The organism is Pseudomonas sp. NFACC42-2, from assembly GCF_900116055.1.
GTDB lineage: Bacteria > Pseudomonadota > Gammaproteobacteria > Pseudomonadales > Pseudomonadaceae > Aquipseudomonas > Aquipseudomonas marginalis.
Genome location: NZ_FOZO01000002.1, coordinates 590,056 through 612,891, shown reverse-complemented (window position 1 = coordinate 612,891; position 22,836 = coordinate 590,056). Strand labels below are relative to the sequence as shown.

The window sequence follows — 22,836 nt, the reverse complement described above, 5'->3', positions numbered from 1 at the left end:
CACACATTCGACCGCATTCCAAGGGATGTACGCAGTTAACTGTGGGAGGGGGCTCGCTCCCGATAGCGGTCTACCGGTTGAAACGCTCGACCAACGAATACTGGGTATTCGCCGTATGCGTCAGCTCTTCACTCAACTGCGCCGAGTTCAGCGCCTGCTCCGAGGTCTGGTCCGCCAACAGCGCAATGGTGCTGATATTGCGGCTGATCTCTTCGGCCACCGAGCTTTGCTCTTCGGTGGCGGCCGCGATCTGGGTGGTCATGTCGGTGATATGCGCCACCGCTTCACTGATGCCCACCAATGCCTGGTCCGCCTCCATTACCCGCGCCACGCCTTCTTCGGCCTGGCGATGCCCGGTGTCCATGGTTTGTACGGCAGCGGCAGCGGTTTGCTGCAGCTTGGCGATCAGGGCATGAATCTGCCCGGTCGACTCAGCCGTGCGCTGCGCCAGTTGGCGCACTTCATCGGCGACCACCGCAAACCCACGGCCCATCTCACCGGCCCGCGCCGCTTCAATGGCGGCGTTGAGCGCCAGCAGGTTGGTCTGGTCGGCAATGCCTTTGATCACGTCGACTACGCCGCCGATCTCGTCGCTGTCCTTGGCCAGTTGGGTGACGGTCACGCCGGTCTCGCCCACGGCCACCGACAGACGCTGAATCGCCTCGCGGGTTTCCCCGGCAATAGAGCGACCGCGACCGGTCAGGCGATTGGCTTCCTGGGTCGCATCGGCCGTGCGCTGCACATGGCTGGCCACTTCCTGGGTGGTCGCCGCCATCTGGTTGACCGCCGTGGCCACCTGCTCGGTTTCCACGCGCTGGCGTTCCAGGCCGCTGGAGCTGTTATGCGCCAGGGTATTGGACTGCGCCGCCTGGTCGTTGAGGTGCTCGGCAGTGTCCTGCAGGCGCGTCAGGCAGGTCTTCAGGCGTGCCTCCTGGCTGAGGATCGACATCTCCAGACGCGCCTGGGCACCACGGCTGTCGGTGTACATCTGCGCGATCAACGGGTCGGAGGTGGTCTGCTCGGCCAGGCGCAGCAGACGCTTGAGGCCGCGCTGTTGCCAGCTAAGGCCCAGCAGCCCCAATGGCACCGACAAACCCGCCGCCAGGGCAAAGCCCCAGTGGGAGTTGAGCGACGCACCGATCATGAAGCTCAACTGGCTGATCAGGATAAACGGCAGCCAGTCCTGCAACACCGGCAGCCACTTGTCCCGCTGGGGAACGGCCGACTTGCCCTGGTTGATGCGCTGGTAGAGCGCCTCGGCACGGCGGATCTGCTCGGCGGTGGGCTTGATGCGCACCGATTCGTAGCCGACCACCTGGTTGCCTTCGAAGACCGGCGTCACATAGGCGTTGACCCAGTAGTGATCGCCCGTCTTGCAGCGGTTCTTAACGATGCCCATCCATGGCAAGCCTTGTTTGAGCGTGGTCCACATATGCCCGAACACGGCCGCTGGCACGTCCGGGTGACGGACCAGGTTGTGCGGGGCACGCACCAGTTCGTCGCGAGAGAACCCACTGATTTCGACGAATGCGTCGTTGCAGTAGGTGATCACGCCTTTGGCATCTGTGGTGGAGATCAACCGTTGCTGAGCGGGGAAGGTACGTTCGCGCTGGGTAACGGGTTGGTTATTACGCATGATTGTTCAATCCGCAAGGCTTTCATTGGGTATCGGCGGTAACGGGGGTTTATTTAACTTATTTTTGCAACAATCGGCGGGTTGGTCATTCCTCGAGGGGATGTCAACCCGCCAGCATTGGATAGGTAAACAACCCGAAGTGAAGCAGATTCAAGCCAAAGTGCGTGGCAATCGCCGCACCCAGCCCGCCAAACCGATACGCCAGGCCATAACCGACCCCGGCGATGCCCGCCAGCAGCACCCATTGCCACCCTGCACCCACGTGCACCAGGCCGAACAGCAGCGATGTCAGCAGCAGCGCGAGGTTTTCACCGTAGGGCAACTGTCTGAAGTGCCGGCTCAAGCCGCCTTGAATGTAGCCACGGAACAGGGCTTCTTCCACCAGGGTCACCAGCAACAGGTTATTGAGCACCCATAGCCAGGCCTGGTCCGGCCATTTCGGCGCCCAACCGATCACGCCCAGCAAGGCTGCGCCACCCAGCGCGACGATGGCGGTAAGGGTCAGTACCAACGCGGTGACGCAGATCGACAGGCGCAACGAACGCCGCGCCACAATCCACGGGCAGGCCAGCAGCAACCAGAAACCAATCAGCGGCTTGTCCTGGTTCAGGTACATCGAGAACGGCACGGCATCAGGCGTAAATCGCTGCGGGTCAATGCCGCGACCGTTATGGAACCCCGGCAGCCAGTGCATCGCCAGGCCTAGCGCCAACACGATAAACAGCCCGTGACCCAGGTAACGCGCCCACGGCGTGCGCTGCTGGCGTACGGCATAGCCGGCGATCAACAGCAGGGTGACGGACACCAGCGCCAGTACGCCCAGTTGCCCGTAGGCCAAGGCCAGCACATAGCCGATGGAAAGAAGCGCCAGGTACAGCCAGGGTAATGGGAGCATGGGGGAATCCTTGGAAAAAACCGGTCGGCATTATAGCGACGCCCCGCGCGGTGGAACGTGAAGACGCCTCCCCGCAAAAGGGCTTGGGCAAGTGATTGCAAAACATGTCATCGGCTGGTTATAGTCCTCGCGTCCTTATCCCTTCAAAAAGATCAGCACATGCCAGCTTCCCTGCGCATAGCGGTAGTCGATTCAGCGGTCAACGCTGTGCGCGTGCCGTGCGCGAACAGGCAGCCTGCGCAGATCAGTCACTACCCCCCACCTGTCAGTAGCACGCCGGTGTACGCAGTCGTATCACCGCCGGGTGTTGGCATTTCGGGCTGATCGGCACGTTGCTGTGCCCGCTCTGCCTGCCTGAAAAAAAACTACTGAATTTCAGCCTCAGCGGCTGAATCGGCTTTTTTTGCCTGATTACAGGTGGTAACCATGTCCGTTCTTTCGAAACACTCCGTGGCCGCGGCGGCCTCGACGAGCCTGTTTGTCCTGCTGTGGAGCAGCGGGGCGATCTTCTCCAAGCTGGGCCTGGCCCATGCTTCGCCCTTCGCCTTCCTGCTGATCCGTTTTGCCATCGCCCTGGCGGGGCTGGTGGTCCTGGTGCCGATCCTGGGTTTGAAATTGCCGCGTCCCGGCAAGCCCCTGTTGTACGCGGCGGCAACCGGGTTGGTATTGCTGGGGGCCTATCAGATTTTCTATCTGCTGGCCCTGGACCTCAGCGTCACCCCCGGCGTCATGGCGACCATCATGGGGGTGCAGCCGATCCTCACCGTGGTGCTGATGGAACGCCAGCGTTCCTGGCGCCGGATGTTCGGCCTGAGTCTGGGCTTGGCCGGGCTGATCATGGTGGTCTACCAAGGCATCGGGCTGGCGGGCATGTCCCTGGCCGGGATGCTGTTCGGGCTGCTGGCCCTGGCAAGCATGACCTTCGGCTCGATCATGCAAAAGCGCATCACCGACAACCCCCTCGGCACCCTGCCGGTGCAGTACCTGGCGGGGCTGCTGTTGTGTTCGGTGTTCGTGCCGTTCCAGCCGTTCCACGTTGAACACAACGCCGGCTTTTACCTGCCGGTGCTGTGGATGGGCCTGGTGGTGTCGTTGCTGGCAACGCTGTTGCTGTACCGCCTGATCGCCCGGGGCAACCTGGTGAATGTCACCAGCCTGTTCTACCTGGTGCCGGCGGTGACGGCGGTGATGGATTACCTGATCTTCGGCAATCGGCTCGCGATGCTGAGCCTGTTGGGGATGGGCTTGATCATCATTGGGCTGGTCTTCGTGTTCCGCAAAAACTGATGCCCCCCGTAGGTGCCGGCCAGCCGGCGCCTACGGTTTTCTAGGGCGCAATACCAGCCACAACGCCCCGGCAATCAACACGCCGCCATATAAATGCGCCATCGATAACGGCTCGTCGAGCAACAACGCCCCCCACAACACGCCGAACGGCGGGATCAGGAAGGTGGTGGTCATCGACCTCACGGGGCCAATCGCAGTGAGCAAGCGGAAGTACAAAACATAGGCAAACGCTGTACACACCAGTCCCAACCCCAGCAACGACAGCCACACCTGCCACCCACCCCAACTCGCCGGCGGATGGCTGATCGCGCTGTAGGCAAACAACGGCAGCAGAAACAGGGTCGCGCCCAGCATGCTGCCCAGGGCCGCGAGACGACTGTCCAGGCCGCCACGCTGGTCCAGCCAGCGCCTGGCGAGGAACCCGGCAAAGCCATAACAGGTGGTGGCCAACAGGCAAGCCAGTGCGCCCATCAATAATTCCAGGTCAAACGCCACCGGTCCCGCACGGGTCAGCACGCCTACACCGAACAGACCCAGGCACACCCCGGCGATTTTCGACGGGGTGAGGCGCTCGCTGAAAAACAGCCCGCCAATCAACACCCCCATCAACGGCGTGGTGGCATTGAAGATCGCCGAGTAACCCGCCGGCAGCACCTGGGCGGCCACCGAATACATGGTCGCCGGATCCCCGAGTTGATCACCCCCAGCAACAGGACCGTCTTGAACTTGCCCTGGAAATCCCAGCGCACCCGCGCCATCGCGAGGATCACCAATAGCCCGGCGGCGGCAATCGATACGCGGAAAAATGCGGTCGGCACCGTGCCGATTTCCGGCGCGATGATGCGCATGAACAGAAAGCTCGCGCCCCAGATGGCGGCAAGTCCCAGCAGGTAAAGGGTGTCAACGGGCCTCACGGAACACTCCTACATCAATAAGGCCGCGAGTGTTGCACGCCGCCTTCACTGATTACAGGACAAACCGTGTCACCAGCCCATTCAGGTCCACCGCCAGCCGCGACAGTTCCTGGCTGGCAGCCGAGGTCTGGGTGGCGCCGGCGGCGGTCTGGGTGGACAGGTCGCGGATATTCACCAGGCTGCGGTCCACATCGCGTGCTACCAGCGCCTGCTGCTCGGCGGCGCTGGCGATCACCAGGTTGCGCTGGCTGATTTGCGAGATGGCGGCGGTGATTTTTTCCAGGGCGCTGCCGGCGCTGTTGGCCCGTTGCAAGGTCTGGCCGGCGTGCTCGGCGCTGCTGTTCAGCGCCTCGACGGTGGCCTGGGTGCCTTGCTGGATACCGGTGATCATCTGCTCGATTTCTTCGGTGGAGTCCTGGGTGCGCTGTGCCAGCGAACGCACCTCGTCGGCGACGACCGCAAACCCACGCCCGGCTTCACCGGCACGCGCCGCTTCAATCGCGGCGTTGAGCGCCAGCAGGTTGGTTTGCCCGGCGATGCCACGGATCACTTCCAGCACCTTGCTGATGTCCTGGGCTTGCAGCGCCAGGCCTTCGGCCTTGTTCGAGGCGCCGAGCACTTCGTCCACCAGGTTTTGGATCGAGCTGATGGTTTCGCTGATCTGGTAGTGGCCGTGCTTGCTGTCCTCATCGGAAGCCTGGGACGCCTCGGCGCTGGACACCGCATTACCCGCGACCTCGTCCACTGCCGTGCTCATCTCGGTCACGGCGGTGGCAGCCTGCTCGATTTCATCGTTCTGCGCCTGCAGGCCGCGCGTGCTTTGTTCCATCACCGCGCTCATTTCTTCCGCGGCGGAAGCCAGTTGCTGCGCCGATTCGCTGATGCCACGGATGGTGGTCTGCAGCTGCGCTTGCATGGTCGCCAGGGCGCTCAGCAGTTGCGCGGGTTCGTCATCGCCGCGCACCACGATCGGCTGGCTCAAGTCGCCGGCGGCGATGGTGCGCGCCACGTTCAGGGCCTGGCCGATCGGCGCGGTGATGCTGCGGGTCAGCAGCCAGGCCAGCAGCAAGGTGGCGATCAGGGCGACTGCGATAATCAGGCCGACAATCCACTGTGCGCTCGAATACATCTGTGCGGCCGAATCAGCCGCCGCTTCGACGCCGTTCTGGTTAAAGACGATCAGGTTTTCCAGGCTCTGGCTCAGGATCGTGCCCTGGGGGGCGAGACGGCTGACGAGCAGGTCGAGGGCGTCTTGCTGTTGATCCTTGTCCACCAGCGCGATCATCTGCCCGACGATGGCCAGGTACGTCGCGACATTGGCCTTGAGGGTTTTCAGCAGTTCGCGCTCTTCGTCATTGCTCAGCAAGGTTTCATGACGCTCGAGCAGGGCTTGCAGCTCGCTGCTGGTGCGGCTGATCAGGCCTCTGCTGGTGTCACGCACGCGAGATTCGTCGGTGCTCACCAGGCGCAGGGATTCCAGGCGGATGGTGGCCACCAAGGCTGCGCTGTCGTGGATGTTCTCGATGCTCGGCATCCAGGTTTGTTCAATGACCAGTGCGCTTTCCCGCAGCTTGGCCATCTGGCCCAGGCCAAACATTCCCACAATCACCAGCAAGCTGGCCAAAACCCCAAAACTCAGACTGGCACGCAGACCGATCCTCATGTTCCTCAATGACATCTCAATGCTCCTTGGGCGATTAGAACCTGCTCCCGGATCGGTCTTCGGACCTTGTTAGGGTGGGAGAGGGCGCGCTATATATCAAAGTGCCATCAAGGTAGTAATCGGGGTTTCCCTTAGTTGGATCCAAAGCCCTATGGAGGACCCGCGGCCGTTCTGGTTGGCGGTTTTTCGGCTTCTACCTGCCAGGCCACGGCGCTCAAGGCGTGTGGATCAAACGCGGATCGACTATGAGGTGCGTTTATTGACCGGATGGTCGAATTAAAAAAATTGAAAATAAATGTACGAAATGAACGGACTTGTATAAGTCAGTGCAAAAAATCACCCTTCTCCTGCCTGCGTACACTGGCTAAGCTCAGGGCTTCCCGATGCCCGCTCGAGGTTTCCCGCATGTCGCCATCCACGCCTGCCCTCGCTATCGCCCGCACCATCCTCGAAGGCTTCGACGATTACCGCGAACACTTTCGCCAGATCACCGATGGCGCCCGCGAGCGTTTCGAAAAGGCCCAGTGGCAACAGGGGCAGGCGGCGTCAGCGGCGCGGATCAACCTGTACGAAGACAAGGTCGGTGAAGTCAGCGCGCGCCTTCGTGCGAACTTCGAGGGCAGCGCATTGCTCGACATTGACCTGTGGCCGCTGGTGAAAAGCGCCTATATCGGCCTGATCGACCTGCGCTTTGACGATGAGCTGTCCGAGACCTGGTACAACTCGATCTTCTGCGGCCTGTTCAGCCATGACCTGATCAGCGACGGCTGCATGTTCATCCACACCACGCGGCCGAGCCTGCGCCGGGCACGGGCGGCACAAACCCATACCTACGCGCCCGCCGGCCAGATTCCCGAGATGCTCGCGCAGATTTTTGCCGACTATCGTTTCAGCGAGCCCTACGCCGACCTGGCAGCCGACCTGGGTCGCCTCGAAACCCAACTGCGGGAAAACCTGCCGGACTGGGTGTGCAAGGACCCGGCCCTCAAGGTCGAGCTGTTTTCCTCGGTGCTCTACCGCAACAAAGGCGCCTACCTCGTCGGGCGCATCTACACCCGCGACGAACAATGGCCCCTGGTGATTCCGCTGCTGCACCGCGAAGGCCAGGGCATCCAGATCGATGCGCTGATCACCGACGAGGCCGAGGTGTCGATCATCTTTTCGTTCACCCGTTCCTACTTCATGGTCGACGTGCCAGTGCCGGCGGAATTCATCGGCTTTCTCAAACGCATCCTGCCGGGCAAGCACATTGCCGAGCTGTACACCTCGATTGGTTTCTACAAACACGGCAAGTCGGAGTTCTACCGCGCGCTGATCAACCACCTGGCGACCACCGACGATCGATTCATCATGGCCCCCGGCGTGCGTGGCATGGTCATGAGCGTGTTCACCCTGCCGGGCTTCAACACCGTGTTCAAAATCATCAAGGACCGTTTTTCACCGTCGAAAAACGTCAACCGCGCCACGGTGATCGAGAAGTACCGCCTGGTCAAAAGCGTCGACCGCGTCGGGCGCATGGCCGATACCCAGGAGTTCGCCGACTTCCGCTTTCCCCTGGGCAAGTTCGAGCCCGAGTGCCTGGCGGAGCTGCTGGACGTCGCCGCCGGTACCGTCGAAGTGGAAGGCGACACCGTGCTGATCCGCCACTGCTGGACCGAACGGCGCATGACCCCGCTCAACCTCTACCTGGAAAACGCCAACCCCGCCCAGGTGCGCGAAGCCCTGGAAGACTACGGCCTGGCGATCAAGCAACTGGCGGCAGCGAACATCTTCCCCGGCGACATGCTGCTGAAGAACTTCGGCGTCACCCGTCATGGCCGCGTGGTGTTCTACGACTACGACGAAATCTGCTTTCTCACCGAAGCCAACTTCCGCCACATCCCCGCGCCGCGCACGCCCGAGGATGAAATGGCCTCGGAGCCCTGGTACTCCATCGGCCCGCTGGACGTGTTCCCGGAAGAGTTCCCGCCGTTCCTGTTCGCCGACGCCGGCCAGCGCAAGCTGTTCGATGAACTGCATGGCGAGTTGTATAACGCGGATTATTGGAAAGGCCTGCAGGAGGCGATTCGCGCAGGGAAGGTCATCGACGTATTCCCGTACCGACGCAAGGACCGCAACAATGAATGAGGGGCGCGCGGATCCAAGGTTTTCTGCGACAATCCGCACCCTGCATAAATAGACGACCTTTGCGTACCCGATGACTGACCAAGCGCCCGCTATCGACCAACTGCTGAAAAACCTCGACCACGCCATGCTCGCCGACCGCCACCGCTTGCGGCGCCAGTTGCTCGAGCTGCGCAAGAAGCCCGACGAGGAGAAGCTGGCGCAGTGGGTCACGCGCATGCAGGCGTCCTGCGCCCAAGTCACGGCACGGCGCGCCAGCCTGCCGGTGATTCGTTACGACGACAGCCTGCCGATCGCCGCCAAGCGCGATGAGATCAAGGACGCGCTGCAAAAGCATCAGGTGCTGATCATTGCCGGCGAAACCGGCTCGGGCAAGACCACCCAGTTGCCGAAGATCTGCCTGGAGATCGGGCGCGGCCAATATGGCCTGATCGGCCATACCCAGCCACGCCGGATCGCTGCGCGCAGCGTTGCCAGCCGCGTCGCCGAAGAGTTGGCCACGCCGCTGGGCGCGTTGGTCGGCTATCAGGTGCGCTTCGAAGACCAGAGCGATGCCAACACCCTGATCAAGCTGATGACCGACGGCATCCTGCTGGCGGAAACCCAGAACGACCGTTACCTGGAACGCTACGACACGATCATCGTCGACGAAGCCCACGAACGCAGCCTGAACATCGACTTCCTGCTCGGTTACCTCAAGACCCTGCTGCCGCGTCGTCCGGACCTGAAAGTCATCATCACTTCGGCGACCATCGACCTGGAGCGTTTTTCCAAGCACTTCGACGACGCACCGATTGTCGAGGTCTCGGGCCGCACCTTCCCGGTGGACACCTGGTACCGCCCGCTGACCCTGGAACAGGACGAGGAGGGCAACCGTGTCGAAGACGACCTGACCGTCGACCAGGCGATCCTCGCCACCCTCGACGAAATCGCCGCCTATGAGCGCAGCGAACGCCGCAGCCCTGGCGACGTGCTGGTATTTTTGCCCGGCGAGCGCGAGATTCGCGATGCAGCGGAGATGCTGCGCAAGGCCCAGCTCAAGCACACCGAGATCCTGCCGTTGTACGCACGCCTGTCGCCGGCCGAACAGCAGCGCATTTTCCAGTCCCACCCAGGGCGCCGAGTGGTGCTGGCGACCAACGTCGCGGAAACCTCGCTGACGGTGCCGGGCATTCGTTATGTGATCGACAGCGGCACCGCACGCATCAGCCGCTACAGCTACCGCGCCAAGGTGCAACGCCTGCCGATCGAGGCGATTTCCCAGGCCAGTGCCAACCAGCGTAAAGGCCGTTGCGGCCGGGTGGAGCCGGGGATCTGCATTCGCTTGTACAGCGAAGAGGATTTTATCGGTCGTCCGGAATTTACCGACCCGGAAATCCTGCGCACCAACCTCGCGGCGGTGATCCTGCAGATGCTGCACCTGCGCCTGGGCGAAATCACCGACTTCCCGTTTATCGAGCCGCCGGATGGCAAGGCCATCAGTGACGGTTTCAACCTGTTGCAGGAACTCTCGGCGGTCGACCGCAACAGCCAGCTGACCCCCCTGGGCCGCCAGCTGGCGCGCCTGCCGGTGGACCCGCGCATGGGCCGCATGCTGCTCGAAGCCGCCAAGCTCGGCAGCTTGCAGGAAGTGTTGATCGTGGCCAGTGCCATGTCGATCCAGGACCCGCGCGAGCGCCCACCGGAGCGCCAGCAGGCCGCCGACCAGGCCCATGCACAATGGAAGGACCCGGATTCGGACTTCGCCGGGCTGGTCAATTTGTGGCGTGGCTTTGAAGAGCAGCGCCAGGCACTCACCGCCAGCCCGCTGCGCAACTGGTGCCGCAAGAACTTCCTCAACTACCTGCGCCTGCGCGAGTGGCGCGACTCCCATCGCCAGTTGAGCCTGATCTGCCGCGACATGCAGTTGACCGTCAACAAAGAACCGGCGGACTTCCCCAAGCTGCACAAGGCGGTGCTGTCCGGCCTGCTCAGCCAGATCGGCCAGAAGACCGAAGACGGCGATTACCTCGGCGCCCGTCAGCGACGCTTCTGGATTCACCCGTCCTCGGGTATCGGCAAGAAACGCCCGCAATGGCTGATGACCGCCGAACTGGTGGAAACCACCAAGCTGTATGCGCGCATGGTGGCGAAGATCGATGCCGACTGGATCGAACCGCTGGCCGGGCACCTGATCAAGAAAAACCACTTCGAGCCCCACTGGGAGAAGAAGCGCGGCCAGGTGGTGGCGTTTGAGCAGATCACCCTGTTCGGGCTGATCGTGGTCGGGCGTCGGCCGGTGCATTACGGGCCGATTGACCCGGTGGTGTCGCGGGAGTTGTTTATTCGCGAAGGCTTGGTGCGTGGCGAGATCCAGTCCCGCGCCAAGTGCCTCACGGCCAACCAGCAATTGCTGGAGCAGCTCGACGAACTGGAAGCCAAGGCACGCCGCCGCGATATCCTGGCCGACGAAGAGACCTTGTACGCCTTCTACGATGCACGGCTGCCGGCGGAGATCCACCAGACCGCCACCTTTGACAGCTGGTACAAGGTCAGCAGCCAGAAAGATCCGCAGTTGCTGATCATGCGCGAGGAAGACGTGTTGGCCCGCGAGGCCAGTGAAGTCACTGCCGCCCATTACCCGGACACCCTGCACCTGGGCGACCTGGAACTGGCCCTGAGTTACCACTTCGAACCCAACCACCCCCGCGACGGCGTGACCCTGCGCGTACCGGCACCGCTGCTGCCGGCCTTGCCGCCGGAGCGCCTGGAATGGCTGGTGCCGGGGCTGATCGAAGCCAAGTGCATCGCCCTGGTGCGCAACCTGCCCAAGGCCCTGCGCAAGAACTTCGTGCCGGTGCCGGATTTCGTCAAGGCCGCGCTGCAGCGCATCGAGTTTGGCCAGGGTTCGCTGCCCCAGGCATTGGGGCGCGAATTGCTGCGCATGACCGGGGCGCGGGTCAGCGATGAGGCCTGGGCCGAAGCGGCGCAGCAGGTGGAGAACCATCTGAAGATGAACCTGGAAGTGGTCGACGGCCAAGGCCAGTTCCTTGGCGAAGGCCGCGACCTGGCCGAGCTGACCGCACGCTTTGCCGAAGCCAGCCAGGCCGCGCTGGCCGTGCCGCAGACCGCGAAAAGCCAGCAGCCGGTGGAGGCCAAGGTGTTCGCGGCGGTGGCTGAGAAAACCCAGCAGAAGATCGCCGGGCTGTCGATGACGGTCTACCCGGCGCTGGTGGAAGAAAACGGCACCGTGAAAGAGGGGCGTTTCTCCACCGCCGCCGAGGCTGAGTTCCAGCACCGCCGGGCGTTGCAGCGCCTGCTGATGCAGCAATTGGCGGAACCGGCCAAATTCCTGCGCGGCAAATTGCCCGGCCTGACCGAACTGGGCCTGATGTACCGCGAACTGGGGCGTATCGACGCCCTGGTGGAAGACATCCTGCTGGCCAGCCTCGACACCTGCGTGCTGGAAGGCGAAGCCAGCCTGCCCCGTGACGGTGCCGGTTTGGCGGCGCTGGCTGAACGCAAGCGTGGCAGCTGGACCGAACACGCCGAACGCCTGGCGCGCCTGACCCTGGAAGTGCTGAAGCTCTGGCATGGCCTGCAAAAGCGCTTCAAGGGCAAGATCGACCTGGCCCAGGCCGTGGCCCTGAACGACATCAAGCAGCAATTGAGCAACCTGGTGTATCCCGGCTTTGTGCGCGAAACCCCGGCGCAGTGGTTCAAGGAATTGCCGCGTTTTCTCAAGGCCATCGAATTGCGCCTGGAGAAACTGCCTAGCCAGGTGCAAAAGGATCGGGTGTGGAGCAGCGAACTGGGCGGCCTGTGGGCGCAGTACCAGACCCGCTTGAACAAGCACGCCCAGGAAGGCAAGCGCGACCCGCAACTGGAGCTGTATCGCTGGTGGTTGGAGGAATACCGGGTGTCGTTGTTTGCCCAGCAGTTGGGGACCAAGGTGCCGATTTCCGACAAGCGCTTGAGCAAGCAGTGGAGCCTGGTCGAGGCCTGATCCCTTTCTCGGTTATCCAGACCAGACAGGTCCAAATGTGGGAGGGGGCTTGCCCCCGATAGCGATGTGTCAGTGACAGAACCTGTGTCTGGTACACCGCTATCGGGGGCAAGCCCCCTCCCACATTGAAACTTGATGGCGTTTTGATCGGGGTGTTTATCCGGCATATGGCGCCAAACCCCAGGGTTTGTGGCAAACTTCGCGGTTATAAATGCCGGGATCGTCGTGATGGGCTGGTGTGTAGCCACGGCGCGATGGAATAAAGCGATGCCAGTTTGATGTCCGCTGGGCGGAATAGAACTACTTACGGTTTGGTACGTCGGTACCAATATCATCTGCCTGACAGATTTAGAGGAACGATCGTGCATAACGTCGTCATCAGCGGCACTGGCCTTTACACCCCTGCCAACAGCATCAGCAACGAAGAACTGGTGCAGTCTTTCAATGCTTACGTGCACCAGTTCAACTCGGACAACGCCGCTGCCATCGAGCGCGGTGAAGTCCAGGCGCTGACGGAGTCGAGCGCTGCGTTCATCGAAAAAGCCTCGGGCATCAAGAGCCGCTTTGTGATGGACAAGGAGGGCATCCTTGACCCGCAGCGTATGGCGCCGCGCCTGCCCGAGCGCAGCAATGACGAGTGGTCGGTGCTTTGCCAGATGGCCATCGGTGCCGCCGAACAGGCCCTGCAGCGCGCCGGCAAGACTGCCGCCGACATCGACGGTGTTATCGTCGCCTGTTCCAACCTGCAACGTGCCTACCCGGCCATCGCCATCGAAGTCCAGGAAGCCCTGGGCATCGCAGGTTTCGGTTTCGACATGAACGTGGCGTGTTCCTCGGCGACCTTCGGTATCCAGAACGCCGCCAACAGCATCCAGCTGGGCCAGGCCCGGGCGATCCTGATGGTCAACCCGGAAGTCTGCACCGGCCACTTGAACTTCCGCGACCGCGACAGTCACTTTATCTTCGGCGACGCCGCCACGGCCGTCGTCCTCGAGCGCGCCGACCTGGCGACCTCCGAGCATCAGTTCGACGTGGTGAGCACCAAGCTGCTGACCAAGTTCTCCAATAACATCCGCAACAACTTCGGTTTCCTCAACCGCGCGGCGGAAGAGGGCATCGGTGCGCCCGACAAACTGTTCGTGCAGGAAGGCCGCAAAGTCTTCCGCGACGTGTGCCCGATGGTCGCCGAACTGATCGGCGTGCACCTGGCCGAGAACCAGTTGAACGTGGCCGATGTGAAGCGCTTCTGGCTGCACCAGGCCAACCTGAGCATGAACCACCTGATCGTGAAGAAACTGCTGGGCCGCGAAGCCACGGTGGAAGAAGCACCGGTGATCCTCGATACTTACGCCAACACCAGCTCGGCGGGTTCGGTGATTGCATTCCACACCTACCAGGACGATCTGCCCAAGGGCGCCGTCGCGGTACTCAGTTCGTTTGGCGCAGGCTATTCGATCGGTAGCGTGATCCTGCGCAAGCGTTAAGACAATCGAGGTCTTGAATGGCAGCAGCGGACGACGCGCACCTGCTTGAACGACTGCTCAAGGGCGAGCAACGGGCCTACAAGGAATTGGTCACCACGTACCAAAGCGCGATGCGGGCGGTGGCGTATGCCATCGCCGGCCAGCGGCATGCCGACGAAGTGGTGCAGGACGCCTGGCTGTCGGTGGTGCGCAACCTGGCCAAATTCGAAGGGCGCTCCAGCCTTAAGACCTGGCTGCTGACCATCACCGCCAACGCCGCCAAGGGGCGCTATAAGCAGAATCGCCGGGAAGTGTTGCTCGACGACTTGCCTTCGCCCCATGGCACCATCGGCGATGACCGCTTTACTGCCGATGATGGTCACTGGGCCGTCGCCCCGTATGCATGGCACCAGGACACCCCGGAAGCCTTGCTGACCGAGGATGAACTGCGCAAATGCCTGGAGCACACGTTGCTGAGTTTGTCCGAACTGCAAAGCAGCGTGCTGGTGCTGCGTGAACGCCAGGGCCTGGAGCTGGAGGAGATCTGTAATCTTCTGACGCTCTCACTCTCCAATGTCCGCGTGCTGTTGCATCGAGCACGGCTTAAAGTCTTCGCCACGGTGGAGCATTTTGAGGAAACGGGCGAATGTTGACCTGTAAAGAACAAGTGGCACGTTCCAGTGACTATCTCGATGGGCAATTGACCTTTCGCGAACGTCTGCTGGTGCGTCATCACTTGATGTTCTGCCCCAACTGCCGACGGTTTATCCGCCAGATGCGCCTGCTGCAGGCGACGTTGCGGATGCTGCCGCAGGAACCGGTGAAGGATGTGGATGCCTTGGCGCAGCGGCTGGCTGCCGAGCGGCTCAAGGATCAGAAAGGCGGGGAATAAACAGGCTCACGTGGGGAGGAGCGGACGGATGATGGGGACCGATCCATCCACGCAAGTCTGGTACAGCCACCTTGGGCCGTCCTGGCCCAAGGCTTTCAACTTTTACATTTAGAACTTGGCTTCTGCATCCAGCTGGAAGGTGTTGGCTTTGGCGCTACCGTCCACCAGCGTGCGGCTGTAGGTGTCGGTCTTGGTCAGGAAGTAGGTCGCGCCGACGGCGAAGTTCTTGTCGATGTCATAGCCGACTTTGAACTTGTGACCACGGGAACCGGTGAAGCCGCCGCCGAAGTCCGAATCGGTGAAGGCACCCACCACGGCGTTTTTCTGCACGTCGCGATAGTTGTAGTCCAGGTTGAAACCGAACACCTTGGACTTGGCACCCAGCAACCAGGCCGTGTCCGCATCGTCGACAGCGTCGTTGTTTTTCACGTACTGACCGTAGAACGACAGGGGGACCGCCAGGCCGCCGATATCGACTTGACCGAAGCCTTCATACAGGCGGAACTCGCCGTTGGGGGTGTTGCCGTTGGTTGCCAGCACGTTCGGGGTACTGGTGCCTGAGGCGCGGCTGTCTTCATCGTTCTGGTAGGCGTAGACGCTGCCGCCCAGGGTCATTTTCAGGTTGTCGGTCACCGAGAAGCGGGTCCCCAACTGGCCGGTGGTCAGGCGCAGGTCATGGCGGTACTGCACGCCGTCACCGTCCACGTTGTCCTTGAGGTTGTAGTTACCCAGGCTGCCGAACAGTTCGGCGCTGCCGCCCAGTGGGTACTTATAGGTGAGTGCCAGGCCTTCCGGGTTGATGTCGCTATCCCAGATCACATCGCCCATGTTGACCCAGGGCTGCAGCATTTTGCCGCCAATGATGTGCAGGTTTTTGATCTGGTCGGGGTGGTAGTCGATATAGCCGAGGTCCAGCCAGATCGATTTTTTATCGAAGTAGCCGTCCAGGTCCTGGTTGGTGGAGCGCGCATCGCTGCCGCCGCCGGTGGCGATACGAATACCGGTGTCCACCTGTGGGTTGATTTCGGTGTAGGCGCCGAGGCGCGCGCGGATCCGTTCGCGGTCCTTGTCACGACCGGTGACGCCGGCGCGGGTGACACCATTTTCGCCTTCGACCTTGATGGTCTCGTGGCGCATGCGCACATCACCCTTGAACTGGGTCTTGGCGGCCCAGGCCAGTTTCTGGTCGAAGCTGCTCAGCTCGTTGGTTTTCTTCGCGGTGGCCGCGATCTGTTCGTTGGTCTCTTGTTGAGCTTGCCGTGCGATCTGCTGTTCTTTCTGGTCTTTGGCCAACTCGTTTTGCAGTTCGGTGTACTGCGAAGCGGTGATCTGGCCGTTGGCCTTGAGCATGTCGAGCAATTTAGCGTCGACTGCAGCGCTGGCCGGAACGCTCAGGGCCAGTAACAGGCCCCCGCACAGGGCCGCTGCAGTTTTAGTGGAAGCAAGACGCATATCAATCTCCGAAAGTGAGGAGGGATGGCAAACCATCCAGGACACAACCGACCGATGACGGACGGAAAAGTAACCACCTGATAGAACCAGGCGCTCTAAAAACAGGCGTCAGTATCACGATCGTTTATGACGGCGCAGTGGCGAAGTGATGTCATGTAGATGACAAATTATTTAAGAATGGAACTATTGATTTAGAGCCTTGTCGGGCGATTGAGGGGTGTGTCCGGACCTGCGATAAGCGATACTCGCGAGGCTTTCATGCCATGACGTAGTGAGGATGCCAATGCCGCTGCAACGCCTGGACAACCTGTCCGAAATCGCTCCGCAGGCCTGGGACGCACTGGTGCCGGACGCCCAGCCCTTTGTGCGGCACGCCTTCCTCAGCGCGCTGGAAGACAGTGCCAGCCTGGGCCCTCGATCGGGCTGGCAACCGGAGCATTTGTTGCATTGGGAAGGCGACCGCCTGGTGGCGGCATTGCCCAGTTATCGCAAATGGCATTCCTACGGCGAGTACGTGTTCGACCATGGTTGGGCCGATGCCTGCGAGCGTGCGGGCATTGATTACTACCCCAAGCTGCTGACGGCCGTACCGTTCAGCCCGGTCAGCGGTCCACGCCTGTTGGCGGCCAGCGCCGACGATGGGTTCGAACTGCTGAAGAGCCTGCCGGGCTATCTGGAAATCGAAGGGCTCTCCAGTGCCCATATCAACTTCACCGACGGCCTGGCCGATGAGGCGTTAGCCCAGCAACCGGGTTGGTTGCAGCGCCTGGGCTGTCAGTTTCACTGGCAGAATCGTGGTTACCGTGACTTCCAGGATTTCCTCGACGCCCTCAGTTCCCGCAAGCGCAAACAGATGCGCAAGGAGCGCGAACAAGTGGCGGGGCAGGGCATCGACTTCCAGTGGTTGCAAGGCCACGAGTTGAGCGAGGCGCAGTGGGATTTTGTCTACGCCTGCTACGCCAATACCTATGCGGCACGCCGCCAGGCACCGTACCTGACCCGCGAATTTTTCAGCCTGCTGGCCGAACGCATGCCCGAGGCGATCCGTGTGGTGCTGGCCAGGCAAGGCACACGACCGGTGGCCATGGCCTTCAGCCTGATCGGTGGCGACAGCTTCTACGGCCGTTACTGGGGTTGCCTGGCGGAGTTCGACCGGCTGCATTTCGAAACCTGCTTCTACCAGGGTATGGACTACGCCATCGCTCATGGCCTGCAACGCTTCGACGCCGGCGCCCAGGGCGAGCACAAATTGATTCGCGGGTTTGAACCGGTGATTACCCGGTCGTGGCACTACCTGCGCCACCCCGGGTTGAAGAATGCCGTGGAGGATTTCCTCGAGCGCGAGCGGGTGGGGATTGTGGCGTATGCCGAAGAGGCGAGGGCAGCCCTGCCTTACCGGCAGGGCTGACCCTTTGCCTCAGGCCGGCTCCTCCTTGCCCAGCCATCGATAGACAACACCGCCCGCCACCGCACCCAGGATCGGCGCGAGCCAGAACATCCACAACTGCTGGATCGCCCACCCGCCGACGATCAGTGCCGGGCCGGTACTGCGGGCCGGGTTGACCGAGGTGTTGGTCACGGGGATGGAGATCAGGTGGATCAAGGTGAGGGCCAGGCCAATGGCGATGGGCGCGAGGCCCTTCGGGGCACGGTGGTCGGTGGCGCCGAGGATGATCAGCACGAACATGGCTGTCATCACCAGCTCACAGACCAACCCCGCAGCCATTGAATAGCCGCCCGGCGAATGCTCGCCATAGCCGTTGGAGGCCAGCCCGCCGGACAGTTCAAAGCCCGGCCTGCCACTGGCGATGAAGTACAACAATGCGGCGGCGACCACCCCGCCGATGACTTGGGCCACGATGTACGCCGGTAACTCCCTGGCCGGAAACCTCCCGCCCACCACCAGCCCCACCGATACCGCCGGGTTGAGGTGACAACCGCTGATATGCCCGATGGCCACCGCCATGGTCAGCACCGTGAGCCCGAACGCCAGGGCCACACCCAGCAACCCGATCCCGACGGCGGCAAACGCGGCGGCCAACACCGCACTCCCGCAACCGCCCAACACCAGCCAAAACGTTCCCAACCCCTCTGTGACTGAACGCTTGAACAAAGACATGCAGCACGTCCTTGATAGATCGCTCTACCCAATCAGTAAATCAGTGATGCTCCCTGCAGATTTACTTCAGCGCCCGTCTGGGCACTGCACTGAGTACAGCACGGTTTTTACACAAATCCAGACCATCAAGTGTGGGAGGGGGCTTCAGTCGATGCCGACAAACCCCCCGGTCTGGTGCTGCCACAACCGCGCATACAACCCGCCATGGGCCAGCAGTTCAGTATGGCTGCCCGTCTCGGCAATCTGGCCTTTCTCCAGCACCACCAGGCGGTCCATCCGCGCGATGGTCGACAACCGGTGCGCAATCGCAATCACCGTCTTGCCTTGCATCAGGGTTTCCAGGCTTTCCTGGATCGCCGCTTCCACTTCCGAATCCAGCGCCGAGGTGGCTTCGTCCATGATCAGGATCGGCGCATCCTTGAGCAGTACACGGGCAATGGCGATACGTTGACGCTGCCCACCGGAGAGTTTCACCCCGCGTTCGCCGACGTGGGCATCCAGCCCGGTACGCCCTTCCGAGTCCGACAGCAGCGGGATGAACTCGTCGGCACGCGCCTTGTGCACGGCGGCCCAGAGTTGTTCGTCGGTGGCGTCCGGCTTGCCGTACAGCAGGTTGTCGCGGATCGAGCGGTGCAGCAGCGAGGTGTCCTGGGTGATCATGCCGATCTGTTCGCGCAGGGTTTCCTGGGCCACTTCGGCGATGTTCTGGCCGTCGATCAGGATGCGCCCGCCTTGCAGGTCGTAGAGGCGCAGCAGCAGGTTGACCAGGGTCGACTTGCCCGCGCCGGACGGGCCGATCAGGCCGATCTTTTCACCGGCCTTGATCTCAAGGTTCAAGCCGCCAATGATCCCGCTCTGCTTGCCGTAGTGGAAATCCACCTGCTCGAAGCGTACTTCGCCATGGGGCACTGTCAGGCGCGGGGCGTTGTCGCGGTCGACCACGGCCAGGGGTTGGGCAATGGTCTTGAGGCCGTCCTGCACGATGCCGATATTTTCGAAAATGCCGTTGACCACCCACATGATCCAGCCGGACATGTTGACGATGCGAATCACCAGGCCAGTAGCCAGGGCGATGGCGCCCACGGAAATCAGCGACTGGGTCCACAACCACAGGGCCAGGCCGGTGGTGGTGACGATCAGCAGGCCGTTGAGGACGGTGATGACCGCATCCATGCTGGTGAGCACGCGTGCCGCCAGCTGGGTTTTTTCGGTTTGCTCAATGATCGCTTCCTTGGCGTATTCCTGCTCATTCTGCGTATGGGCGAACAGCTTCAAGGTGGTGATGTTGGTGTAGCCGTCGACGATGCGCCCCATGAGTTTGGAACGGGCTTCGGAAGAAATCACCGAACGCTCTTTCACCCGCGGTACGAAGTAACGCAATGCCAGGCAGTAACAAATGATCCAGGTGATCAACGGAATCATCAGTCGCCAGTCGGCCTCGGCAAACAGCACCAGGGAGGTGATGGCGTAGATCGACACGTGCCAGATGGCTTCCGCTGTTGCCACCGCAGAGTCACGCAAGGAGTTGCCGGTTTGCATGATGCGCTGGGCAATGCGCCCGGCGAAATCGTTCTGGAAGAAATTCAGGCTCTGCTTGAGCACATAGCTGTGGTTCTGCCAGCGGATCAGGCTGGTCATGCCGGGGTTGATGGTCTGGTGCACCAGCAAGTCGTGCAGGCCATTGAAAATCGGGCGCAGCAGCAGGGCGACCACGGCCATCCAGATCAGCTCGGTGCTGTGGATCTGGAAGAAGTCAGCGGGCGGTGTGCCCTGGGCCAGGTCGATGATACGGCTCAGGTAGCTGAACAGCGCGACTTCGATCAGCGCACCGACCAGGCCCACCACCAGCAGTGCGGCAAAACAGGGCCACACCTGGCGCAGGTAGTAGAGGTAGAAGGGCAGGACTTTGTCGGGAGGGGCGGCGCTGGGAGCGTCGCGGAAAATATCGATCAGTTGTTCAAAACGACGATAGAGCATTAGGGTTGACGCCCGCCTGGCGGGCTCTCCTTTCAAATGCGCGCGCGGCCTTGTGGGCTGCGCGCGGAGCTACCTGCAGACCTCAGTCGATGCGCTTGGCCGACTTGATCAGGACAGGATCGATTGGCACGTTCTGCATGCCTTGCTTGGTGGTGGTCTGGGAGTTGACGATGATGTCGACCACGTCCATGCCCTTGACCACTTTGGCGAACACGGCATAACCGGCATCGCGACCCGGGTCGAGGAAGGCGTTGTCAGCCACGTTGATGAAGAACTGGCTGGTGGCCGAATCCGGGTTCGAGGTGCGGGCCATCGACAGCGTGCCACGCACGTTATGCAGGCCATTGCTGGCTTCGTTCTTGATCGGCGCTTCGGTCGGCTTTTGCGACATCTGCTGGGTGAACCCGCCACCCTGGACCATGAAGCCCGGGATCACGCGGTGGAAGATCGTGTTGGTGTAGAAGCCTTTGTCGACATAGGCGAGGAAATTCTTGGTACTGATCGGCGCCTTGACCGGGTCCAGTTCGATTTCAATGTCGCCGTTGGTGGTGGAGATCAATACGTGTGGCGCCTTGGAAGGCTCGGCGGCCATCAGGTTGGCAGCGAACAGAACGGAACCGGCAAAAAAGGCGATTTTTTTCAGCATGGGTCAGTGATCCTGGGTAGTGGTTTCGACTGTCTCTAGAAAATCGAGCAGGGTGGTATTAAAGACTTCGGGTTGGTCCAAGGGCGTGGCATGGCGGGAATCCTCGATCACCACCAGTCGCGCATCGGGCAGCAGTTTTACATAGTTTTCTTTCTGGGCCACGGGGGTGTAGTCGTGGTCGGCGCTGATGACCAGGGTTGGACAGGTAATCCTCGAAAGTCGTTCCTGTACGCCCCAGCCCACAATCGCATCGAAGCTGGCGAGATAAGCACGTTTGTCGTTTTTTGCCCAGCGTTCGGCCATCTTGCGGCGCAGGTCGGCCTGTGCAGGTTTTGGGAACAGCCGGTCGCCGAGTGCCTTGCCGACGGTGGCGAGGTTGAGCACACGGGCGAGCGTCCAGCGCTTGGCCCACCACCAGTACTCCCGGGCACTGCGTACCTTGACCTGTGGCGCGCTGTTGACGATGCACAGGCTCTTGACCCGGCCGGGTTCGTCCACCGCCAGCTGGAACGCGATCATGCCGCCCATGGACAAACCCACCACATGGGCGGGCGGCAGGTCCAGGTGCTCGATCAGGGCGATCAGGTCGTAGGTGAACCCTTCGATGCTGTAGCGCTCCCGAGGCTTGTCGGAGCGCCCATGGCCGCGCACATCCACCACGATCAGGCGGTAGTGGCGGGCCAGCACCGGCACCTGCAGTTCCCAATCCTGGCTGCTGGAGCCCAGGCCGTGGATCAGGATCAGCGGCGTGCCGTGGCCGTATTCCTCATAGTGCAGGCTGCAGCCTTCATGGTCGAACCAGGCCATGCATGAACTCCGTTTCAGGCTTGCTGGGGGGCGGCGAAAGGCGCGTCCAGAGGGGCTGTGTCAAAGGTGCGCAGCAGCTCCACGAGGATCTGCGTTGCCGGCCCCAAGGGTTTGTCCTTGTTTGAATACAGGTAGAACGTGGGGTGGCGGCTGCCGCCCTGTTCCAAGGGTAGCTGCTTGAGCACGCCTTCGGCGAGTTCGCGCTCGATCATGTGCCGTGGCAGCCAGGCAAAGCCCAGGCCGCTGCCGACAAACGCGGCGGCGGTGGCCAGGCTGCCGACGGTCCAGCGTTGTTCGGCGCCGAGCCAGCCCACATCCCGGGGTTGCTGGCGGCCGGAGTCGCGGATCACCACCTGCATCTGGCTTTCCAGGTCCTGGAAGCTCAACTCGCGGTTCATGCGGTGCAAGGCGTGCTCGGGGTGGGCCACGGCGACGAACTCCACGTCGCTCATTTCGGTGCCCAGGTAGCCGGGGATGCTGAAGCCGCAAATCGCCAGGTCGGCCACACCTTCCATCAACAGCTCTTCGACGCCGGACAGCACCTCTTCCCGCAAACGTACCCGGCAGCCACGGCTCTGCGGCATGAACGCGGTAAGTGCGCGTACCAGGCGCGCGTTGGGGTAGGCCGCATCGACGACCAGCCGTACTTCGGCTTCCCAGCCCTGTTCCATATGGTGGGCGAGGTCTTCCAGCTGGCTGGCGTTTTTCACCAGTTGCCGGGAGCGGCGCAGCAGCACTTCACCGGCGTCGGTGAGTACCGCCTTGCGCCCGTCGATGCGCAGCAGCGGCACGCCGAGTTGGTCTTGCATACGGGCCACGGTGTAGCTCACCGAGGACTGCGAACGGTGCAGCGCTTCCGCTGCCTGGGCGAAGCCGCCGTGGTCGACGACGGCTTGCAGCGTGCGCCATTGATCGAGGGTAACGCGGGGCGCTTTCAAGATGTGTTCCTCTTGTCCTAAGCTGGCGGTCCCTATTG

At 61.9% G+C, this 22,836-nt stretch carries 16 protein-coding genes and 1 pseudogene; 7 read left to right on the top strand and 10 right to left on the bottom strand.

The features are described from left to right. Positions 1–70: 70 nt before the first annotated feature. Together BM416_RS06650 and BM416_RS06645 are read right to left on the bottom strand one after the other, a co-directional pair. A complete protein-coding gene (locus tag BM416_RS06650) occupies positions 71–1,636 on the bottom strand; it encodes a methyl-accepting chemotaxis protein (protein ID WP_092486696.1) in 1,566 nt (521 codons plus the stop codon). 103 nt (positions 1,637–1,739) lie between these two features. After that, positions 1,740–2,531 carry a CPBP family intramembrane glutamic endopeptidase gene (locus BM416_RS06645; RefSeq protein WP_092486693.1) on the bottom strand — a complete coding sequence of 264 codons (792 nt, stop codon included), beginning with the start codon at positions 2,529–2,531 and terminating at the stop codon, positions 1,740–1,742. Between the two features lie 426 nt (positions 2,532–2,957). Between BM416_RS06645 and BM416_RS06640 the strand changes: the two genes are divergently transcribed. Beyond that, entirely contained in the window at positions 2,958–3,818 is an 861-nt protein-coding gene (locus BM416_RS06640; RefSeq protein ID WP_092486690.1) for a DMT family transporter, read from the top strand. A gap of 30 nt (positions 3,819–3,848) precedes the next feature. Here BM416_RS06640 and BM416_RS06635 read toward each other — a convergent pair. Together BM416_RS06635 and BM416_RS06630 are read right to left on the bottom strand one after the other, a co-directional pair. Then, a pseudogene (locus BM416_RS06635) lies at positions 3,849–4,732 on the bottom strand (DMT family transporter). 52 nt (positions 4,733–4,784) lie between these two features. Next, complete coding sequence (locus tag BM416_RS06630) at positions 4,785–6,395, bottom strand: methyl-accepting chemotaxis protein (protein ID WP_371856045.1); 1,611 nt, start codon at positions 6,393–6,395, stop codon at positions 4,785–4,787. A gap of 405 nt (positions 6,396–6,800) precedes the next feature. On the opposite strand from BM416_RS06630, the gene aceK reads away from it, so the two are divergent. The 5 genes from aceK (at position 6,801) to BM416_RS06605 (ending at position 14,859) form a co-directional block, all read left to right on the top strand. Beyond that, positions 6,801–8,522 carry a bifunctional isocitrate dehydrogenase kinase/phosphatase gene (gene aceK / locus BM416_RS06625; RefSeq protein WP_092486684.1) on the top strand — a complete coding sequence of 574 codons (1,722 nt, stop codon included), beginning with the start codon at positions 6,801–6,803 and terminating at the stop codon, positions 8,520–8,522. A 70-nt stretch (positions 8,523–8,592) separates the two neighbouring features. Further along, a complete protein-coding gene (gene hrpA, locus BM416_RS06620) occupies positions 8,593–12,504 on the top strand; it encodes an ATP-dependent RNA helicase HrpA (RefSeq protein WP_092486682.1) in 3,912 nt (1,303 codons plus the stop codon). A gap of 362 nt (positions 12,505–12,866) precedes the next feature. Next, entirely contained in the window at positions 12,867–13,988 is a 1,122-nt protein-coding gene (locus tag BM416_RS06615; protein WP_092486679.1) for a beta-ketoacyl-ACP synthase III, read from the top strand. A 17-nt stretch (positions 13,989–14,005) separates the two neighbouring features. Further along, complete coding sequence (locus BM416_RS06610) at positions 14,006–14,620, top strand: RNA polymerase sigma factor (protein ID WP_065940633.1); 615 nt, start codon at positions 14,006–14,008, stop codon at positions 14,618–14,620. Then, positions 14,614–14,859, top strand: a complete 246-nt coding sequence (locus BM416_RS06605; RefSeq protein WP_027603752.1) for an anti-sigma factor family protein — start codon at positions 14,614–14,616, stop codon at positions 14,857–14,859. Before BM416_RS06610 ends, BM416_RS06605 begins: the two co-directional genes overlap by 7 nt. A 108-nt stretch (positions 14,860–14,967) precedes the next feature. On the opposite strand, the gene BM416_RS06600 is transcribed toward BM416_RS06605, so the two are convergent. After that, entirely contained in the window at positions 14,968–16,311 is a 1,344-nt protein-coding gene (locus tag BM416_RS06600; RefSeq protein WP_092486677.1) for a putative porin, read from the bottom strand. A gap of 283 nt (positions 16,312–16,594) precedes the next feature. Here BM416_RS06600 and BM416_RS06595 point away from each other — a divergent pair, with 283 nt between their 5' ends. After that, positions 16,595–17,719, top strand: coding sequence for a GNAT family N-acetyltransferase (locus tag BM416_RS06595; RefSeq protein WP_092486674.1), 1,125 nt, complete (start codon positions 16,595–16,597; stop codon positions 17,717–17,719). 9 nt (positions 17,720–17,728) lie between these two features. On the opposite strand, the gene aqpZ is transcribed toward BM416_RS06595, so the two are convergent. The 5 genes from aqpZ to BM416_RS06570 all read right to left on the bottom strand — a co-directional run bounded on the left by aqpZ (position 17,729) and on the right by BM416_RS06570 (position 22,798). Continuing rightward, positions 17,729–18,430: an aquaporin Z gene (gene aqpZ, locus BM416_RS06590; RefSeq protein ID WP_092486671.1), complete on the bottom strand. Its 702-nt coding sequence runs from the start codon at positions 18,428–18,430 to the stop codon at positions 17,729–17,731. A 144-nt stretch (positions 18,431–18,574) separates the two neighbouring features. Beyond that, a complete protein-coding gene (locus BM416_RS06585) occupies positions 18,575–20,407 on the bottom strand; it encodes an ABC transporter ATP-binding protein (RefSeq protein ID WP_092486668.1) in 1,833 nt (610 codons plus the stop codon). A gap of 82 nt (positions 20,408–20,489) precedes the next feature. After that, on the bottom strand, positions 20,490–21,053 hold the full coding sequence (locus BM416_RS06580; RefSeq protein ID WP_027603757.1) for a peptidylprolyl isomerase: 564 nt from the start codon (positions 21,051–21,053) through the stop codon (positions 20,490–20,492). A gap of 3 nt (positions 21,054–21,056) precedes the next feature. Beyond that, a complete protein-coding gene (locus tag BM416_RS06575; protein ID WP_092486665.1) occupies positions 21,057–21,860 on the bottom strand; it encodes an alpha/beta fold hydrolase in 804 nt (267 codons plus the stop codon). A 14-nt stretch (positions 21,861–21,874) separates the two neighbouring features. Beyond that, positions 21,875–22,798: a PA3225 family LysR-type transcriptional regulator gene (locus BM416_RS06570; protein WP_065946860.1), complete on the bottom strand. Its 924-nt coding sequence runs from the start codon at positions 22,796–22,798 to the stop codon at positions 21,875–21,877. Between the last annotated feature and the right edge of the window lie 38 nt (positions 22,799–22,836).

What these genes read in the sequence shown, in the direction of transcription:
- BM416_RS06630 (WP_371856045.1), bottom strand. Translation starts at nt 6,395, where the DNA reads ATGAGGATCGGTCTGCGTGCCAGTCTGAGTTTTGGGGTTTTGGCCAGC.
- BM416_RS06575 (WP_092486665.1), bottom strand. Translation starts at nt 21,860, where the DNA reads ATGGCCTGGTTCGACCATGAAGGCTGCAGCCTGCACTATGAGGAATAC.
- BM416_RS06610 (WP_065940633.1), top strand. Translation starts at nt 14,006, where the DNA reads ATGGCAGCAGCGGACGACGCGCACCTGCTTGAACGACTGCTCAAGGGC.
- BM416_RS06640 (WP_092486690.1), top strand. Translation starts at nt 2,958, where the DNA reads ATGTCCGTTCTTTCGAAACACTCCGTGGCCGCGGCGGCCTCGACGAGC.
- BM416_RS06585 (WP_092486668.1), bottom strand. Translation starts at nt 20,407, where the DNA reads ATGCTCTATCGTCGTTTTGAACAACTGATCGATATTTTCCGCGACGCT.
- aqpZ (WP_092486671.1), bottom strand. Translation starts at nt 18,430, where the DNA reads ATGTCTTTGTTCAAGCGTTCAGTCACAGAGGGGTTGGGAACGTTTTGG.
- BM416_RS06605 (WP_027603752.1), top strand. Translation starts at nt 14,614, where the DNA reads ATGTTGACCTGTAAAGAACAAGTGGCACGTTCCAGTGACTATCTCGAT.
- BM416_RS06600 (WP_092486677.1), bottom strand. Translation starts at nt 16,311, where the DNA reads ATGCGTCTTGCTTCCACTAAAACTGCAGCGGCCCTGTGCGGGGGCCTG.
- BM416_RS06595 (WP_092486674.1), top strand. Translation starts at nt 16,595, where the DNA reads ATGCCGCTGCAACGCCTGGACAACCTGTCCGAAATCGCTCCGCAGGCC.
- BM416_RS06650 (WP_092486696.1), bottom strand. Translation starts at nt 1,636, where the DNA reads ATGCGTAATAACCAACCCGTTACCCAGCGCGAACGTACCTTCCCCGCT.
- BM416_RS06580 (WP_027603757.1), bottom strand. Translation starts at nt 21,053, where the DNA reads ATGCTGAAAAAAATCGCCTTTTTTGCCGGTTCCGTTCTGTTCGCTGCC.
- hrpA (WP_092486682.1), top strand. Translation starts at nt 8,593, where the DNA reads ATGACTGACCAAGCGCCCGCTATCGACCAACTGCTGAAAAACCTCGAC.
- BM416_RS06645 (WP_092486693.1), bottom strand. Translation starts at nt 2,531, where the DNA reads ATGCTCCCATTACCCTGGCTGTACCTGGCGCTTCTTTCCATCGGCTAT.
- aceK (WP_092486684.1), top strand. Translation starts at nt 6,801, where the DNA reads ATGTCGCCATCCACGCCTGCCCTCGCTATCGCCCGCACCATCCTCGAA.